This is a genomic window from Marinobacter sp. H13 (assembly GCF_059072335.1).
In genome coordinates this window covers 1,954,617-1,972,332 of record NZ_JCACRU010000001.1, presented here as the reverse complement: position 1 = coordinate 1,972,332, position 17,716 = coordinate 1,954,617, and the positions used below count along the sequence as shown (strand labels likewise).

Genomic DNA, 17,716 nt, shown 5'->3' with positions numbered 1-17,716 from the left:
CCGAAGAAAACAGGCGCGGGGCTGCCTTCAGCCCCGCAAGCCTCCTACCAGCTTATCGATGCTTTCCTTGGCATCGCCGAACAGCATACGGGCGTTGTCCTTGAAGAACAGTGGATTCTCCACCCCGGAATAACCGGTGGCCATGCCCCGCTTGAGGATAACCACCTGGTGGGCCTTCCAGACCTCCAGCACCGGCATGCCGGCAATCGGACTGCCCGGGTCTTCGGCGGCGGCCGGGTTCACGGTGTCGTTGGCGCCGATGACCAGCACCACGTCGGTATCCGGGAAGTCATCGTTGATTTCGTCCATTTCCAGCACGATGTCATAAGGGACGTGGGCTTCCGCCAATAGCACGTTCATATGCCCTGGCAGACGGCCGGCCACCGGATGAATGCCGAAACGCACGTTTACGCCCCGTTCCCGAAGGATCTTGGTCATTTCGCTGACGCCGTTCTGGGCCTGGGCCACCGCCATGCCGTAACCGGGCACAATGATCACCGACTGGGCGTTGCGCAACTCCTCGCAGACATCATCGGCACTGGATTCGTGCACCGTTTGATCGGCATCCGCGGCCGCCGAACTGCTGCTGGTCTGGCCGAAGCCACCGAGGATCACGCTGATGAACGAGCGGTTCATGGCCTTGCACATGATGTAGCTGAGGATGGCACCGCTGCTGCCCACCAGGGCACCAACGACAATCAGCAGATCATTGCCCAACATGAAACCGATGGAAGCGGCGGCCCACCCGGAGTAACTGTTAAGCATCGAAACCACCACCGGCATGTCGGCGCCGCCAATAGCCATGATCAGGTGAATGCCGAGGACCGAGGCAATGGCGGTCATCAGGATCAGGGCAACGATCCCCAGTGCCATGCTCTCGGTGCCCAGGAACCAGGCCCCGAGCAAGACGCAGACAATGATCGCTGTCAGGTTCATCAGGTGCCGTCCGGGCAGGGTCAGCGCCTTGCTGTCGATTCGGCCGTCCAGTTTGCCGCAGGCCACCAGTGAACCGGTGAAGGTAATGGCACCTATAAAAATGCCGACAAACACCTCCACCAGTTTGATGGTGTGCTCGGTACCGGAGGTGGCAATCAACGGCTCGATATAACCGGAAAAACCTACCAATACCGCCGCCAGACCCACGAAACTGTGGAGCAGGGCGACCAGTTGTGGCATCTGGGTCATTTCCACCTTGTTGGCGATGGGAATGCCAATGCCGGCACCGAGCAACACGGCAATGATGATGGCGGTAATGCCTCCGTCTACGCTGGCCAGAGTGGCACCCACCGCGATGATAATGCCGGCGACGCCGTAGAGATTACCGCGCCGAGCCGATTCCTGGTGGCTGAGGCCGCCCAGGCTGAGAATGAAACAGATACTTGCGACCACGTAGGCCACGCTCACCAATCCTGTGCTCATATCGGGCGCCTCCTACTTGCGGAACATTTTGAGCATGCGATGGGTGACCCGGAAGCCACCGCCCACGTTGATGCTGGCAATCAGCACCGCCACAAATGCCATGATGCCAACGGCAATATTCTCCGCCTGGGCCAGATGCAGAATGGCGCCGATAACGATGATGCCGCTGATGGCGTTGGTAACGCTCATCAGGGGGGTATGCAGGGAAGGGGTTACGTTCCAGATCACCTGCCAGCCAATAAAGCAGGCCAGTACGAACACAGTGAAGTGTTGCAGGAAGCTTTCCGGCGCGTGGGCGCCCACTCCGTAGAGCGCCAGGGCCGTCACCACCAGAAGAACGCCTTTGCCGATCAGGCTGCGACGGTCCGCGTCCTTCTTGGCGGCCGCTTTTGCTTCGGCTGAAGGCTCCTCGGTGCCCGGTGCGGGCTTGGGGCTGACCGGCGATTCCGGTTGTGGCGGCGGCCAGGTTATTTCGTCCTCGTGAACCACCGTCAGGCCGCGGATGACTTCGTCTTCCATGTTCACCAGCGGCGTGCCGTCTTTCTCGGGCGTCAGCTCGGTGAGCAGATGCACCAGGTTGGTGGCGTAAAGATCACTGGCCACCTTGGCCATCCGGCTGGGCAGGTCGGTGTAGCCGATCAGGGTAACGCCGTGTTGATGGGCGACTTTGCCCGGTTCGGTCAGTTCGCAGTTACCGCCTCGCTCGGAAGCCAGATCCACGATCACGCTGCCGGGCTTCATGGATTTCACCATGTCCGCGGTAATTAGTTTCGGGGCCGGCTTACCGGGAATCAGGGCGGTGGTGATGATGATATCCACCTCTTCCGCCTGCTCTGCGAACAGCGCCATCTCCGCCTTGATGAACTCGTCACTCATCTGCTTGGCGTAACCACCGCTGCCGCTGCCCTCCTCGTCACCGAAATCCAGTTCCAGGAACTCGGCCCCCATGCTCTCGACCTGTTCCTTCACTTCCAGCCGGGTATCAAAGGCCCGCACGATAGCGCCCATGCTATTGGCCGCGCCAATGGCTGCCAGGCCAGCCACCCCGGCACCGATGACCATGATTTTCGCGGGTGGCACCTTGCCAGCAGCGGTAACCTGCCCGGTAAAGAAACGCCCGAAGTGGTTCGCCGCCTCGATCACCGCCCGATAGCCGGCGATGTTGGCCATGGCGCTGAGGGCGTCCATCTTCTGGGCGCGGCTGATGCGGGGCAGGCTGTCGATTGCAAAAGAGGTAATCTTTCTGGCGGCCAGCTTTTCCAGGAGTTCCGGGTTTTGCGCCGGCCAGATGTAGCTGACCAGAAACGCGCCCTCTTTCATCAGATCCGCTTCGTGTTTACCCAGCGCCGGATTTTCCATGGGCGCGCGGACTTTCAGAATGAAGTCGGCTTCTTTCCAGAGCGAGCTGGTATCGGCTGCGATGGCTGCGCCCACTTTTTCATAGGCGGCATCGGAGTAGTTCGCCGCCTCGCCGGCGCCGCCTTCCACGATGACGTCATAACCAAGTCCGATTAACTTGTGAACAGAAGGTGGCGTGGCGGCCACTCGCCGCTCGTCCTCAAAGATTTCCTTGGGGATACCGATTTTCATTATTGGTTTGCCTCCGGATTTCCCGATCGATCACTTGTTCTGGTTATCTACATACTAGTGCAGGTTGCCAGATCTGCCCGGAAAGGGGAGTTATCGGAGGCTTTTCAGCTGTGTTTCTGGGCGAGACGTTCGACTTCCGTTTGCGACAGGTGATCAAGCATCGCACCCCGGAACTGCCGGTTGATGAAATGTTCGGTTTCGGTCTGGATGGTTTCCCGCTGGGCAGGTTTCTCGATGTAGTCCATGGCGCGGAACAGGATGTAGCGGATGGTCATGCGGGAGATTTCATGAATGGTCTCGGACGGCACGGCGCTCACCAGTTGCCGCTCGATAATGTCTTCGGCCATTTCCCGGGCGCTGGCTTCAAGCTGTGATTCAAGGGCCCGTCGCAGTATCGGGGAGGGGCCGTGGAGTTCCCGCACGGCCACCGTAGTTGCCGCCGGATTGGCCAGGAAGTAGTGGTACACAAACGCCACCGTATCCCGCGACGCCTGTTCGGAAGAATCCGCCATCTGCCGCAGATCCCGGACCCCGGCTTTCATCTCCTCGGCAATGTAACCCAGTACCTGCAGGCCGAATTCATCCAGGCTCTTGAAGTGTCGGTAAAAGGTATTCGGATTCAGCCCCGCCTCCCGGGCAAGCTCCCGCAGTCCCAGCGACGTCAGGCTCCGGGTTTCGGTAATCAGCCGAAGCGCAGCCTGGATGAGTTTCAGCTTTCCGCCGGTTAATCCGTTCATCTTTTCCTCTGCTTTGGAGGTTGGCCGCGTTGGCAGGTATTCCGAAAACCGCTGCAAGTACGTCCATGTACGCTTGCTCTCCGCCATCCCTGGCTCCGAGCATTTTCGGAATACCTGCCAACACGGCCCCCGAACAATGGAAGTGGGCTGCCAGACTTGAGGCGACTGTATGAGGGCGGGCCACTGTGAGTCTGACGGTCGTTTGTGGGAAGGGCTTCCAAAACTGTCTCTCGCCATGGATGGCGAGAGCCAAGCGTCACAGGGATGTGCCGCAAGGAGCGCGTTTTGGAAGCCCTTCCCACAAATGACCAGCCCCCCCCAGCCAGAGCCCGCCGCAGAGGCCAATGATCAGTCACCTGAGGCCAATCACCGAACCAGGAGTATACGGTTGTATACCAAGCTGTGTATACATGTGTCTACCGGCCATGATGACCCGCCGGATAACAACAGACAAGGTCTAGTGTCCCGTTTAGCTGGGGCACTGGGGCCAACGCAGGAGTGCAGCAATGACACAGAACACACAGATCGCCATCATCGGCACCGGATTCTCCGGCCTGGGCATGGCCATCAAACTCAGGGAAGCCGGCTACAACGACTTCGTGATCCTGGAGCAGAGTGACGACATCGGTGGCACCTGGCACCAGAACCACTACCCGGGGTGTGCCTGTGATGTGCAGTCTGCACTCTATTCCTTCTCCTTCGAACAGAACCCGAACTGGAGCCGGATGTATGCCCAACAGCATGAGATCAAGGCCTACCTGAAGCATTGCGCCGAGAAGTACGGGCTGATGAAGCATATCCGGCTGAACACCCATGTGGCCGGGGCGCGATTTGACGAGAACCGCCAGCGGTGGACCCTTGAAACCTGTGACAGCCCGTCACTGTGGGCATACATGCAGGGCAAGGGCGTGAAGCCGGGAGGTCGGTTGGATCGCGCCGATAAGAGCCTGCCGGAATTCACCACGTTGAGGGCGGATATCCTTGTTTCCGGGATGGGGGGACTTAGCACGCCGGCCTACCCGGAGATCAAGGGGATCGAATCCTTCACGGGCAAGCGTTTCCATTCCCAGGACTGGGACCACGACTACGATTTGCGCGGCAAGCGGGTGGCGGTGATCGGCACCGGTGCCTCGGCCATCCAGTTTGTTCCGGAGGTGGCGAAGCAGGCGGCACGGGTGGACCTATACCAGCGCACGCCGCCCTGGATCATGCCCAAGCCGGATCGGGCTATCAGGCCGCTGGAAAAGCGGCTGTTCCGGATGTTCCCGCAAACACTCAATGCCTTCCGTCAGAGTATTTACTGGTCCCTGGAGGCGCGGGTGCTGGGCTTTGTGGGTAACCCCCGTATTCTGAAGCTTGGTGAACTGCAGGCCCGCCGGCATATTCGCAACCAGATTCCGGACAAGGCGCTTCGCAAAAAAGTTACCCCGGATTTCCATTTTGGCTGCAAGCGGGTACTGATCTCCAACAACTACTATCCGGCGCTGGCGCAGGATCATGTGGACGTGGTGACCGAGGGTATCCGTGAGGTGCAGGGCAACACCGTGATCGACGGCCAGGGTAATGAGCGGCAGGTGGATTGCATCATCTACGGCACCGGTTTCCGAGCCCAGGACCCGATTCTCGCGAGCATGATCTTTGGCCGTAATGGTCAGGATCTGCTGGATGCCTGGAAGGATGGCGCCGAAGCATACAAAGGCACCACCATCAGCGGTTTCCCGAATTTCTTCATGCTGATGGGGCCGAATACCGGCCTCGGCCACAGCTCCATGGTGTATATGATCGAAAGTCAGATCCAGTACGTGCTGGATGCCCTCCAAAAGATGCGCCGGCAGCAATGGAGCAGCATGGAAGTGAAGCCGGACGCCCAGAGCCGTTACAACGCTTCCATTCACGCAAAGCTTGGTGATTCAGTCTGGCAGACCGGCTGCAAGAGCTGGTACGTGAACGAAAACGGCAAGAACACCACATTATGGCCAGGCTTCACCTGGCAGTTCCGTCAGCAGACACGACGCTTTGATGCGGCTCAATATCTGGTTCGTGCACCAGAATCCGGGGTTAGCGAGCGCGAATCGGCTCTGGCCGTTTAACGGTTGGCAGCGGGGGACTTTCGGGCAGCTTTCGGGCGTGTCCAGGTTGCGTTTTGGCCCTTTTGGCCAATACTGAAAGGATGGTCTTGCCGCTCTCGGCCAAGGATGTCCCCTGATGAAGCTGTTTCACTGTGGCCGATGCGCCAACCTGCTGTATTTTGAAAACAGTCGTTGTACCAGTTGTGGGTCTGGACTGGGCTTTGCCCCGGATGTCATGGACTTGCTGGCTATCGAGCCAAACGATGATGGCACCTGGGCGGCCGTCGCCCGGGGCGACCTCTACAGGCTTTGTGGCAACTATCAGAACCAGGGTGCCTGCAACTGGCTGATCCCTTCTCCGGACGACCACACCTTCTGTGTCGCCTGCCGACTGAACCGCACCATCCCCGATCTCAGCATTCTGAAGAACAACGATCTCTGGCGGCGTCTGGAGAAGGAAAAGCGGCGTCTGGTGTATTCGGTGTTGCGCCTTGAGCTGCCCTGCGAACCCCGTAATGAGGACCAGTACGGGCTGGCGTTTGATTTTCTGGCTGACCAGCCGGCGATGTTCGACGAACGCGCGAAAGTAAAAACCGGCCACGCAAATGGCGTGATCACCATGAATATTGCCGAGGCAGATCCTGTGGAACGGGAGCGGATGCGCAGCCAGATGGCTGAGCCTTATCGCACTGTTTTGGGGCATTTCCGTCACGAATCCGGTCATTACTACTGGGACATCCTGGTCCGGTCCGGGCCGTGGCTTGGGCCGGTTCGGGAGATGTTCGGTGATGACGCCAGAGACTACAAACAGGCGCTGGACCAGTATTACCAGTACGGCCCGCCGGGTGACTGGCAGAGCTGGTACATCAGCTCCTACGCCAGCAGCCATGCCTGGGAAGACTGGGCCGAGACCTGGGCACACTACCTGCATATGGTGGATACATTAGAGACTGCCTGGCAGTTCGGGATGCGGGTGAATGCCCGCCAGCGCCCGGTAATGAACAGCGAACCAGACCCTGCGTTTGACCCCTACCAGGCCGACGATTTCGATGCACTGATCAAGCACTGGTTACCCCTGACGCTTGCGCTCAACAGCCTGAATCGAAGCATGGGGCATGACGATGCCTACCCCTTCGTGCTTGCGGCTCCGGTGGTGGAGAAACTCCGTCTGGTACACCGAATAGCTCACGGTGGTTAACGAAAGGACCCCAAATGAAAAAGAACAAATCGATAGACTGGAAAAACTACGATCCCAACGAGTTCTACGATGAACTGATTGCTGCCAAGGGCAAGCCCCGGCCTGCGGCCACGGCGATTACCGACTACCTGGGCAATCTTGGTTCCGAGGAAATCCAGGCGCGCCAGCAGGCGGCCGAACTGGCGATACTTGAGATGGGGGTCAGCTTCACTATCTATAGCGAGGGCGAAAATATTGACCGGGCCTGGCCCTTCGACATCATTCCCCGGGTTATTTCGCGTCGGGAGTGGGAAACCATCGAGCAGGGTCTGGCCCAGCGCCTGACGGCCCTAAACATGTTCATCAACGACATCTACAACGACCAGAACATCGTCAAGGACAAGGTCATCCCCAAATATGTGTTCGCCAACTCGAAGAACTTTCGCGAGCAATGTCGGGGGTTCACGCCGCCACTGGGGGTCTGGGCGCACATCTGTGGATCCGACCTGGTGCGGGATAAAGATGGCAAGGTGTATGTTCTTGAGGACAACCTGCGGGTCCCCTCGGGTGTTTCCTACATGCTGGAGAACCGTCAGTTGACCAAACGGGTGTTCCCGGAGCTGTTCGACAAAACCAGCATTCTGCCGGTCGATGACTACACCAACCAGCTGTTCGACATGCTGGCGTCGATTTCGCCCCGGCCTCAGGACCACCCGAAAATTGCGGTGCTCACGCCAGGTATTTTCAACTCCGCCTATTTTGAACATTCCTTCCTGGCTCAGCGCATGGGCGCCGAGCTGGTAGAAGGGGCCGACCTGGTGGTTGGCGAAGATGATTGTGTCTACATGCGTACTGTCGAGGGCCTGGAGCGCGTGGATGTGATTTATCGCCGCATTGACGACGATTTCCTGGACCCGGAGGTATTCCGTTCCGATTCCACTCTGGGCGTGCCCGGTCTGATGCGAGCCTGGCGCAATGGCAAGGTTGGCCTCGCCAATGCACCGGGTGCCGGCGTGGCCGACGACAAGGTGATCTACGCCTTCGTGCCGGACATGATCCGTTACTACCTGGATGAGGAGCCGATCATCCCGAACGTGCCCACCTACATGTGTGTGAACAAGCAGGATCAGGAGTATGTCCTTGAGCATCTCGACGAGTTGGTGGTCAAGCCCGCGAACGAGTCCGGGGGCTATGGCATGCTGGTGGGGCCCCATTCCACCAAGAAGCAGCGCACCGAGTTCGCGCGCCTGATCAAGAAGAACCCGCGCAACTACATCGCCCAACCCACATTGAGTCTCTCTGTGGCCCCAACTTTGTGCGACGAGGGCCTGGCGCCCCGACACCTGGATCTTCGGCCTTTTGTGCTGCAGGGCGTGAGAACCTACGTTACGGCTGGCGGGCTTACGCGGGTGGCGATGCGAAAAGGCTCCCTGGTGGTGAATTCGTCCCAGGGCGGTGGAAGCAAGGATACCTGGATCGTGGACGAGGAGAATTGATGTGCTGTCACGTGTAGCGGAACGACTGTACTGGATGGCCAGATACCTTGAGCGGGCAGAGAACAACGCCCGGATGATCATGGCCTTTAATTCCCTGTCGCTCGACATGCCCCGGGAAACCCAGCTTTCCTGGAAGGGACTGGTGGCCGTGACGGGCATGGGGGCGCTGTTTGACCAGCATCATCAGAAGGCCGATGAGCGCAACTGTGTGAAGTTTCTGATGGCGGATGGCTACAACCCGAGCTCCATTGCCTCCTGCATCAAGGCCGCCCGGGAGAACGTGCGCACCACCCGGGACCAGATTCCGACCGACGCCTGGGAGGTGATCAACGAGCTGTACCGGTACATCCTGGAGAACATAGACCAGGGGGTTGGTAAGCGGGCGAGGTACGAATTCCTCAACGAAATCGTGGGTCGCTGCCAGATGCTAAATGGTTTGCTGGCCGGTTGCATGAGTCACGATGAGGGGTATGACTTCATCCGGGTAGGCCGCAACCTGGAGCGGGCGGACATGGCCACCCGGCAGATTGAAGTGGGCGCGCTGCAGTTCCTCGACGGCTGGGATGGCACCGAAACCTACGGCGGGCTCTTGTGGACCAGTGTGCTGCGTTACCAGAGCGCCTTCCAGATGTACCGTCACAACGTGCGGCGCAAGGTCAGCGGGCCTCTGGTTATTCGCTTCCTGCTGCAGAACGAGCCGTTCCCGCGGTCTGTGCTGCACAGCCTCAGCGAAGTGGCCGGTGCCCTGGGCCGTCTGCCAAGGAACGAGATTCCGTTACGCACGGCATTGCAGGCAGTACGTCATACCCGGGAGGGCGACGTGGATGCACTGATCCGCAAGGAAGACGTGATCCTGTTCCTGGAAAACCTGCAACTAGAGATCGGCGAGCTTCACGAAGACATTGCAGAGACCTGGTTTCCTGTCTACGAGACAGCCTGAAACTCCCAATTCTATTCGCCCGCGAGATAGGTTCCATGTCGATTCATGTTGCCCTGAGCCATACCACCCACTATCGCTATGAGCGCCCGATCACCCTTGGGCCCCAGATAGTTCGTCTGCGTCCCTGTCCGCACGCGAGAACCCGCATCCTCAGCTACTCGCTGAAGGTGGAACCAGAAGGTTATTTCCTTAACTGGCAACAGGACCCCCAGGCCAATTATTTGGCCCGCCTGGTGTTCCCCGAAAAAACGGGCGAGCTGAAGATCACCGTGGACCTCGTTGCCGAGATGGCCGTGATCAACCCGTTCGATTTCTTTCTGGAACCCCGGGCAGAGACCATTCCGTTTGACTACGAGGAATGGCAGACGGCAGAGCTGGCGCCTTATTTACAGAAACTGCCGGAAACACCGGAATTCCGTAAGTGGATGGCCACCATAGACCGCAAGGAAACCCCCAGCGTGGATTTCCTGGTGGGTGTGAATCAGAGCCTTGCTGACCGTATTGATTACCTGATCCGGATGGAGCCGGGTGTCCAGACCCCGGAGGAAACCCTGAAAAAGGGCTCCGGCTCCTGTCGGGATTCGACCTGGTTGCTGGTGCAGACGCTTCGGCATCTGGGGCTGGCGGCGCGTTTTGTGTCCGGCTACCTGATTCAGCTCAAGGCAGACCAGAAAGCACTGGATGGTCCCTCGGGCGCTGAGGAAGACTTCACCGATTTGCACGCCTGGTGCGAAGTCTTCCTGCCGGGCGCCGGTTGGGTGGGGCTGGATCCGACGTCCGGCCTGTTTGCCGGAGAAGGGCATATCCCGCTGGCCTGCAGCCCGGATCCGTCCTCGGCTGCGCCAATTACCGGCATGGTTGAGGAGTGCGGGGTCGAGTTCGAGCACCAGATGAGCGTTCAGCGCATCTGGGAAGCACCTCGGGTGACCAAACCCTATACCGAGGCCCAGTGGCAACGCATCGTTGGGCTGGGCCATGACGTGGACCAGCGTCTGACAGAACTGGATGTGCGTCTGACCCAGGGCGGTGAACCCACCTTCGTGGCGAATCACGACCGGGACGAGCCGGAGTGGAACACCGAGGCCATGGGCCCCACCAAGCGCAAGAAGGCCATCGAGCTCTATCACCGGATGCGGGATCGCTATGGCGCTGGCGGGTTGGTTCATTTCGGCCAGGGAAAGTGGTATCCGGGGGAGCCGCTGCCCCGATGGTCCCTGAACTGTTACTGGCGCAAGGATGGCGAGCCGATCTGGCGGGACGAGCGCTGGCTGGCGGATGAGCGCATCGAAGGCAACGCAAGCCCGGAAGATGCCCACAGGTTTTTGTCGGCCCTGGCGAAAGAGCTTGGTGTTGATGAAAAACAGCTGTTCCCGGGGTTCGAGGATGCCTTTTATTACTTGTGGCGGGAACGACGTCTACCGGTCAACGTCGATCCTTTCGATGCGAAACTCGAGAATGCCTTGGAGCGCAAGCAGCTTCAGCAGATTTTCAGCCGGGGACTGGATGAGCCCGTCGGCTACGTGCTGCCACTGCGTGTGTCGGAAAAGGAACAGGCCTGGGAAACCGGCCCGTGGTTCCTTCGCAGTGAACGCTGTTACCTGATTCCGGGCGGCTCCCCCATGGGGCACCGGCTGCCTCTGGACAGCCAGCCCTGGGTGGAGGAAGCCGATTACCCCTGGATCCATGAGCAGGACCCGTTTGCGCCCCGTGGCCAGCTGCCGGCCAGCGAGGAAATCCGGCAATGGAACAGCCGGGGCCAGTCCGGGCAGGTGTCGCCGGAACGGGCGCCGCCTAAAAAAGGAAAGTCGGCACCCGAGATTGTCCGCACCGCCCTGTGCGTGGAGCCCCGGGAGGGCATTCTTCGTATTTTTATGCCGCCGCTGGAGAAGCTGGAGCCATACCTTGCCCTGGTTTCCGCCATCGAGAAAACCGCCAAAGAGCTGCAGCAGTCGGTTCTGCTCGAGGGGTATGAGCCACCCTCGGATCACCGGTTGAGTCATTTCCGCATCACGCCAGACCCCGGGGTGATCGAAGTGAATGTGCAGCCGGTCCGGACTTGGGATGAGCTGGTTGAACAGACTGAGACTCTGTACGCGGACGCCTATGAGTGCCGGCTGACCTCCGAGAAGTTCATGATGGACGGACGTCATACCGGCACCGGTGGTGGCAACCATTTTGTATTGGGTTCGCAAAAGGCAGAGGATTCCCCGTTCCTGAGGCGTCCGGATCTGTTGCGCAGCCTGATCAGCTACTGGCATAACCATCCCAGCCTGTCCTATCTGTTTTCCGGCCTGTTTATTGGTCCCAGTTCCCAGGCGCCGCGGATTGATGAGGCGCGCAACGACCATGTGTTCGAAATGGAACTGGCGTTCCGGGAGATGGAGCGGTTATGCCCTGTGGGCAAAAAGGTCGCGCCCTGGGTGGTGGACCGCTTGCTCCGGGACCTGCTTACGGACGTCACCGGCAATACCCACAGGGCCGAATTCTGTATCGACAAGCTCTATTCCCCGGACGGCCCGGGTGGGCGTCATGGTCTGCTCGAATTGCGGGCCTTCGAGATGCCACCCCATGCCCGCATGAGCCTGACCCAGCAATTGCTGCTGCGGGCGCTGGTGGCCCGATTCTGGGAGCAGCCCTACAAACCCAGCGGGCTGGTTCGCTGGGGAACCGAGCTGCACGACCGGTTCCTGCTACCTCACTATGTCTGGCAGGACTTCGAGGACGTCATCGACGATATGAAGGCCCAGGGTTACCCGCTCGAGAGCGAGTGGTTCGCGCCCCATTTCGAGTTCCGGTTCCCCCGGATCGGCGATTACAAGGTCAAGGGCATAACCCTAGAGCTGCGCTCGGCTCTGGAGCCCTGGCATGTGACCGGGGAACACGGCGCGATCGGCGGCACCGCCCGCTACGTGGATTCTTCCCTGGAGCGTTTGCAGGTGAAGGTACGCGGCGCTGCCCCGGATCGTTACCAGATCACCTGCAATCAGGTGCCGTTGCCGCTTCAGCCAACAGGGATGGTGGGTGAATCGGTCGCCGGCGTCCGGTACCGTGCCTGGCAGCCATCCCAGTGCATGCACCCGACCATTGGTGTGGATGGGCCTTTGGTGTTTGATATCGTGGACACCTGGAATGAACGCAGCCTGGGCGGCTGTGAATATCACGTGACCCATCCCGGTGGCCGGAATTTCGAGACTTTGCCGGTGAACTCGTTCGAAGCGGAAGGCCGCCGCATGGCGCGCTTCTTCCGGATGGGACACAGCTCGGGGCAACAGCCCCTGCGGCCGGTTCCGGAGCATCGGGAGTTTCCGTTTACCCTGGATCTGCGATATCACAAATAAGATGCCTGGACATGTGGTTTGATGCTGGCTCCGGAGAGTAGAAAGCGGCTATGCTTCCAGCTCACTGACTAACGGAGCCTGAATTCAAGGTGGCGAAGCAGCAAGCAGTTACTGACATCCTCCGCCAGTACCATCCGGTGCCGGACCGGTTTGATGAGCTTGGCACCGGGGGTTCCGGGCCCAAGTCGCACTGGCGTCCGTTGTTGCAGCAGCTGAACCTTGAGTCTGTCGCTGGTCTCAACCTCAGGGCTCAGGCGGTTTCCAATGCCATCGCCGAAGATGGCGTAACCTACAACGTCTATGAAGACCCCCGCGGCGATACCCGACCCTGGGAGGTGGATCTGCTGCCGCTGGTGTTGGGCGCCGATGAATGGCAATGGCTCTCGAAAGCCGTCGCCCAGCGTGCAGAGCTCCTGGACAGCGTTCTGGCCGATCTATACGGCGAGCAGTCGCTGTTAAAAGAAGGTCTTATGCCTCCGGCCCTGGTCTACGGGCAGGCGGGTTTCCAGTGGCCCTGCCAGGGGATTCAGCCTGCCGGGGGCCGGTTCCTGCACCTGTATGCCGTGGATCTGGCGCGCGCACCAGACGGCGGTTGGTGGGTAATGGCAGACCGTACCCAGGCGCCTTCCGGCGCCGGTTACGCCCTTCAGAACCGGCTGGTGATTTCCCGGGCGTTCCCGGCGCCATTCCACAACCTGCCGGTAACCAACCTTTCGGAATTCTTCCAGGGTTTCCAGAACAGCCTGGCGGGCATGTCGCCAGCCGGAACCGAGTCACCGCTTTGCGTTCTGCTGACCCCGGGCCGTTTCAACGAAACCTATTTCGAACATGTGTTCCTGGCCCGTTACCTGGGTTTGCCGCTGGTCGAGGGCCAGGATCTTACCGTGCGAGATGACACGGTGTACCTGAAAACGCTTCAGGGCCTGCGGCGGGTACACGCCATTTATCGCCGGCTGGACGATGGCTTCTGTGATCCGCTGGAGCTTCGCGCCGATTCCGTGCTGGGGATTCCCGGGCTTCTGGGAGCGGTGCGGGCAGGCAAGGTGCTGATGGCAAATGCCCTGGGTTCCGGGGTGCTTGAGAGTGCGGCGTTATTCGGGTTTTTGCCGGAGATTTCGAAGAAATTACTGGGCTCGCCTCTGGCTATGCCGTCGGTGGCGTCCTGGTGGTGTGGTGAGAAACCGGCTCTGGATTATGTCATTGAGCACCTGGACGAGCTGGTCATTAAACCGGCCTTCGCGAGCATGCGAATGGAGCCGGTGTTCGGTTACCAGGTGAAAGGTGCAGAGCGGGACGCCCTGATCAAGAAGATGCATGCCCATCCCCATGCCTTTGTCGGCCAGGAGCTCGTCCATCTTTCCCAGGCGCCGGTCTGGAAGGGGGATCCGGAGCAGCCGCTGGCCACCCGGTCCATCGGCCTGCGGCTGTTTGCGGCGGCCACGCCTTCCGGCTGGCGGGTCATGCCCGGTGGGCTGACCCGGGTCGCCATGGATGCGGGTGTGGAAGTCATCTCCATGCAACGGGGAGGGCTGTCGAAGGACACCTGGGTACAGGCTCGCTACACGGCTCCCTCCAAGTCACTGATCAAGAGACGGCTGCAGGTGTCTGACCTGCTCGACGGCGAGCGGGACACGCCCTCCCGGGTGGGGGAAAACCTGTTCTGGATGGGCCGGCACTCGGAGCGGGCGGAGGGAACTGCCCGTTTATTGCGGGCGGCGTTCAACCGTCTGTCGGGCCACGACCAGGCCAGCGAAGAAGCCCTGCTCGGGCTGCAACAGGCAGCCGAACAATTCGGGACCCTTCCGGAGCCTGAAGAAGATGCGGTCCCCGAGCCGCTTCCCGACGCCTTGTTGAGAGCGGTGAGTGACCTGCAATTTCCGGGTTCAATCGCGTCGATTCTTGATGCCCTGCTGTTCAACGCCAGCCAGGTCCGGGACCGTCTGTCTTCCGACAACTGGCACACGCTCAATCGGGTGGGCAAGCCCCTGAGCCCGGCGCCAACCACGCCAGACCGGTCGATTCGGGCACTGAACCTGGTGTTGCTGGATTGCATCTCCCTGGCGGGCTTTGCGATGGATGACATTACGCGGGATGCCAGCTGGGTTTTCCTGGTGATCGGCCGGCGCCTGGAGCGACTGGCCAATCTCTGTACACTGATTTGCGTGCCCCTGTTCAGCGACCGGTTCAGCCGCCATGCCATGCTCGAGTGGCTGCTGGAAGTGGCCAACTCGGAAGTCACCTACCGCACCCGGTACCGTCGGACACCAGAGCTTCTGGGGGTACTCCATACCCTGGTGATAGACGCAAGCAACCCTCATTCGGTGATGTTCCAGCTGCGCCAGCTGCAGAAGGACCTGCCGGAAATGGGGCGTAAAACCGGCCAGCTGTTTCCGCCGGATCTGAACGAATCGCTGCAGCGGCTGCGAGCGCTTGATTTGCATCCGTTTGAGCGCAAGCGCCCGGACAAAGCCTGTGAAGCCCTGGCGGAGCTATTGTGTGACATCCGGTCGGAGGCCTATCGTGTGTCTGATGAAATCCAGCGGCAGTGTTTTATTCACACCCGATATTCCGACCGGTCTGTGAACCCGGATTGAGGCACCTGTCATGACATTTGTCCGTTACCATGTGCGTCATGAGACCCTCTACCAGTACGATCAGGTGGTGGGGGAGTCCCACCATTTGCTGAGACTGACACCGCGGGCCCTGCCCTGGCAGCGGAATCTGGAACATCATCTGGCGATTGCACCGGAACCCCCGGTGCGAAGCTCGTTCCTGGACAGTTTCGGCAATCGGATTACCAAGATTGATTTTACCGCGGAACATGAGTACTTACGGATCATCAGCGAATTCTGGGTGGAGCTTCGTGAGCGTCCGAAGCCCTCGGCAGCCGCTGCAAAAGTTCCCTGGGAAACCGTGCGTGACAGCCTGCGGTACCGCGCCGACAGGAAGTTCCCACCAGACCATCTTAAGGCCACGGCGTTCCGGTTTGTCTCCACCAATGTGCCCATTGATTCCCAGTACGCCGCCTATGCCCGGGAGGCGTTCCTTCCGGGACGCCCGCTGGTGGAGGCAGCCGATGCCCTGATGCGGATGATTCATCGCGATTTCAGCTTCGATGCATCGGCGACGGAAACCTTCACTCCGGTCGAGCAGGCGTTCAAGGCCCGTCGCGGGGTCTGCCAGGATTTCTCCCATATCATGATTGCCTGCCTGCGCTCGGTGGGCCTGGCCGCGCGTTACATGAGCGGGTATATCCTGACCCATCCGCCCGAGGGCAAGGAACGACTCGTCGGTGCCGATGCTACCCATGCGTGGGTGGCCGTATTTGTGCCGGATTTCGGTTGGCTGGAACTGGATCCAACCAATGCCCTGCGGCCGGATCTGGAACACATTACCCTCGGCTGGGGCAGGGACTTTTCCGATATCACACCGATGCGGGGTGTCCTGCTGGGCGGTGGTGGACATGAACCGGAGATTGCCGTGACCGTGGTGCCCGAGGAGGAGTTCGCCTCTCTGTACGGCGACGGCGAAACCTATCTGGAAGAACTGTCGACTTAACCGAATCCACCCGTCCGGCTGGGGTTAAGCTTATCCATACGTTCACTTCCTTACGGCAGAGTGCCGCCTAGCAAGCTATGCTTGCGGGCTTTCGATGGCACCCGGACGACACGGAATGATTGAAACGTTTTTCTCGACTTACATCAGCAGCACCATTCGCTTCCTGTTCCTGCTGGCGCCTTTTTTCGTAGTGACCATGTTCCTGGCGCTGACCAGGGGCCTTCCAGCAACCGAGAAAACATCGATCATCCGCCGTGCCTGCGTTTCGGCCTTTCTGATGGGCGTGATTCTGTTCTTTGCCGGCCCGCTGTTGTTCAGCGCCATCGGCATTACCCTGAATTCGTTCCGGATCGGTGCCGGTTGCCTGCTGTTTCTGACCGCCATCAGCCTGGTGACCAGTGGTACCCGGAATCACGCCACCGGGCTGCCTGATGAGGACCGTGATGACATTGCCGTTGTGCCACTGGCTATTCCGGTGATGATTGGCCCGGCCACCATTGGTGCAATCATGGTGTATGGCGCCGAGCTTAACCGGGTATCCGAAGTGGCAGGCGGACTCCTGGGATTGGTATCCAGCCTGCTGATCCTCGCGGTGCTGCTGCACCTGTCCGGCTACCTGGAGAAGGTGCTGGGCAAGACCGGCCTGAACATCATGTCCAAGATCAGCGGTCTGATCCTCTCTGCTATGGCGGCTGAAATCGTGTTGACGGGCATTGCGGGTTTCATTGCCTCCACCTAGAGTATCGCGGGACAGGTTTTCGCTGCAGGGTGTCTGATGTCTGCCAATACCATTGAGCACAATCGCAAACGATACGATTTCTCCGGCGTGGAGTCGGTGTGGCTGTTTGGTTACGGCTCGCTGATCTACAAGGTGGATTTCCCCTTTCTGGAGCAGCGCCCGGCGTCGATTCGAGGATGGGAAAGGCGGTTCTGGCAGGGTTCCCACGATCATCGGGGCACGCCGGAGGCCCCCGGCCGCGTGGTTACCCTGGTAGAAAAGCCAAATGCTGTCTGCAAGGGCATGGCGTTCAGGGTGTCACCCAAAGTGTTCGAGCACCTGGATGTCCGTGAAAAGAACGGCTATCTGCGCCTGAGCATCACGCTCACCTTCGACGATGGCAGCCATGCCGACGGCCTGGTTTACATTGCCACCGAAGACAACGAAGCCTTCCTGGGCCACGCGCCGGACGCGGATATTGCCCGCCAGATCGCCTCTGCCTCAGGCCACAGTGGCCCGAATGCCGATTATCTCTTGCGCCTTGCAGAGTCCCTGAGGGCAATGGGTGCGGATTGCCCGCACACCTTTGCCATCGAATCCCACCTGCGTGATGAGTTGAGCTAAGTCCGTTTAAGTTTGCTTTAAGGTTCGGGGAGCACACTCACCAGACCTTG

Annotated in this window: 12 protein-coding genes; 9 read left to right on the top strand and 3 right to left on the bottom strand. The window is 59.8% G+C overall.

All coding sequences use genetic code 11. The annotated features are described in order from the left end of the window. Positions 1–27 precede the first annotated feature (27 nt). From pntB to AC5JQH_RS09150, 3 genes are all read right to left on the bottom strand, one after another. Positions 28–1,419, bottom strand: coding sequence for a Re/Si-specific NAD(P)(+) transhydrogenase subunit beta (gene pntB, locus AC5JQH_RS09160; protein WP_273043874.1), 1,392 nt, complete (start codon positions 1,417–1,419; stop codon positions 28–30). Positions 1,420–1,431: 12 nt separating this feature from the next. After that, positions 1,432–3,009: a Re/Si-specific NAD(P)(+) transhydrogenase subunit alpha gene (locus AC5JQH_RS09155; RefSeq protein ID WP_008172671.1), complete on the bottom strand. Its 1,578-nt coding sequence runs from the start codon at positions 3,007–3,009 to the stop codon at positions 1,432–1,434. 104 nt (positions 3,010–3,113) lie between these two features. Further along, complete coding sequence (locus AC5JQH_RS09150) at positions 3,114–3,746, bottom strand: TetR family transcriptional regulator (RefSeq protein WP_092030832.1); 633 nt, start codon at positions 3,744–3,746, stop codon at positions 3,114–3,116. A gap of 506 nt (positions 3,747–4,252) precedes the next feature. Here AC5JQH_RS09150 and AC5JQH_RS09145 point away from each other — a divergent pair. From AC5JQH_RS09145 to AC5JQH_RS09105, 9 genes are all read left to right on the top strand, one after another. After that, the gene (locus tag AC5JQH_RS09145; RefSeq protein ID WP_493805507.1) at positions 4,253–5,836 is read left to right on the top strand and encodes a flavin-containing monooxygenase; all 1,584 of its coding nucleotides are present in this window, start codon (positions 4,253–4,255) and stop codon (positions 5,834–5,836) included. A gap of 115 nt (positions 5,837–5,951) precedes the next feature. Beyond that, entirely contained in the window at positions 5,952–7,013 is a 1,062-nt protein-coding gene (locus AC5JQH_RS09140) for a zinc-binding metallopeptidase family protein (protein ID WP_493805506.1), read from the top strand. A 14-nt stretch (positions 7,014–7,027) separates the two neighbouring features. After that, positions 7,028–8,488 (top strand): circularly permuted type 2 ATP-grasp protein, encoded by a 1,461-nt coding sequence (locus tag AC5JQH_RS09135; RefSeq protein WP_053113310.1) that lies wholly within the window; start codon positions 7,028–7,030, stop codon positions 8,486–8,488. Between the two features lies 1 nt (position 8,489). Beyond that, entirely contained in the window at positions 8,490–9,428 is a 939-nt protein-coding gene (locus tag AC5JQH_RS09130) for an alpha-E domain-containing protein (protein ID WP_493805505.1), read from the top strand. A 35-nt stretch (positions 9,429–9,463) separates the two neighbouring features. Next, positions 9,464–12,766: a transglutaminase family protein gene (locus tag AC5JQH_RS09125; protein ID WP_493805504.1), complete on the top strand. Its 3,303-nt coding sequence runs from the start codon at positions 9,464–9,466 to the stop codon at positions 12,764–12,766. An 89-nt stretch (positions 12,767–12,855) separates the two neighbouring features. Continuing rightward, positions 12,856–15,360 carry a circularly permuted type 2 ATP-grasp protein gene (locus AC5JQH_RS09120; RefSeq protein ID WP_008172679.1) on the top strand — a complete coding sequence of 835 codons (2,505 nt, stop codon included), beginning with the start codon at positions 12,856–12,858 and terminating at the stop codon, positions 15,358–15,360. Positions 15,361–15,370: 10 nt separating this feature from the next. Next, positions 15,371–16,324: a transglutaminase family protein gene (locus tag AC5JQH_RS09115; protein WP_493791763.1), complete on the top strand. Its 954-nt coding sequence runs from the start codon at positions 15,371–15,373 to the stop codon at positions 16,322–16,324. A gap of 115 nt (positions 16,325–16,439) precedes the next feature. Continuing rightward, on the top strand, positions 16,440–17,063 hold the full coding sequence (locus tag AC5JQH_RS09110; protein WP_008172684.1) for a MarC family protein: 624 nt from the start codon (positions 16,440–16,442) through the stop codon (positions 17,061–17,063). Positions 17,064–17,099: 36 nt separating this feature from the next. Next, the gene (locus AC5JQH_RS09105; RefSeq protein WP_493791762.1) at positions 17,100–17,666 is read left to right on the top strand and encodes a gamma-glutamylcyclotransferase; all 567 of its coding nucleotides are present in this window, start codon (positions 17,100–17,102) and stop codon (positions 17,664–17,666) included. The last annotated feature ends 50 nt before the right edge of the window (positions 17,667–17,716 follow it).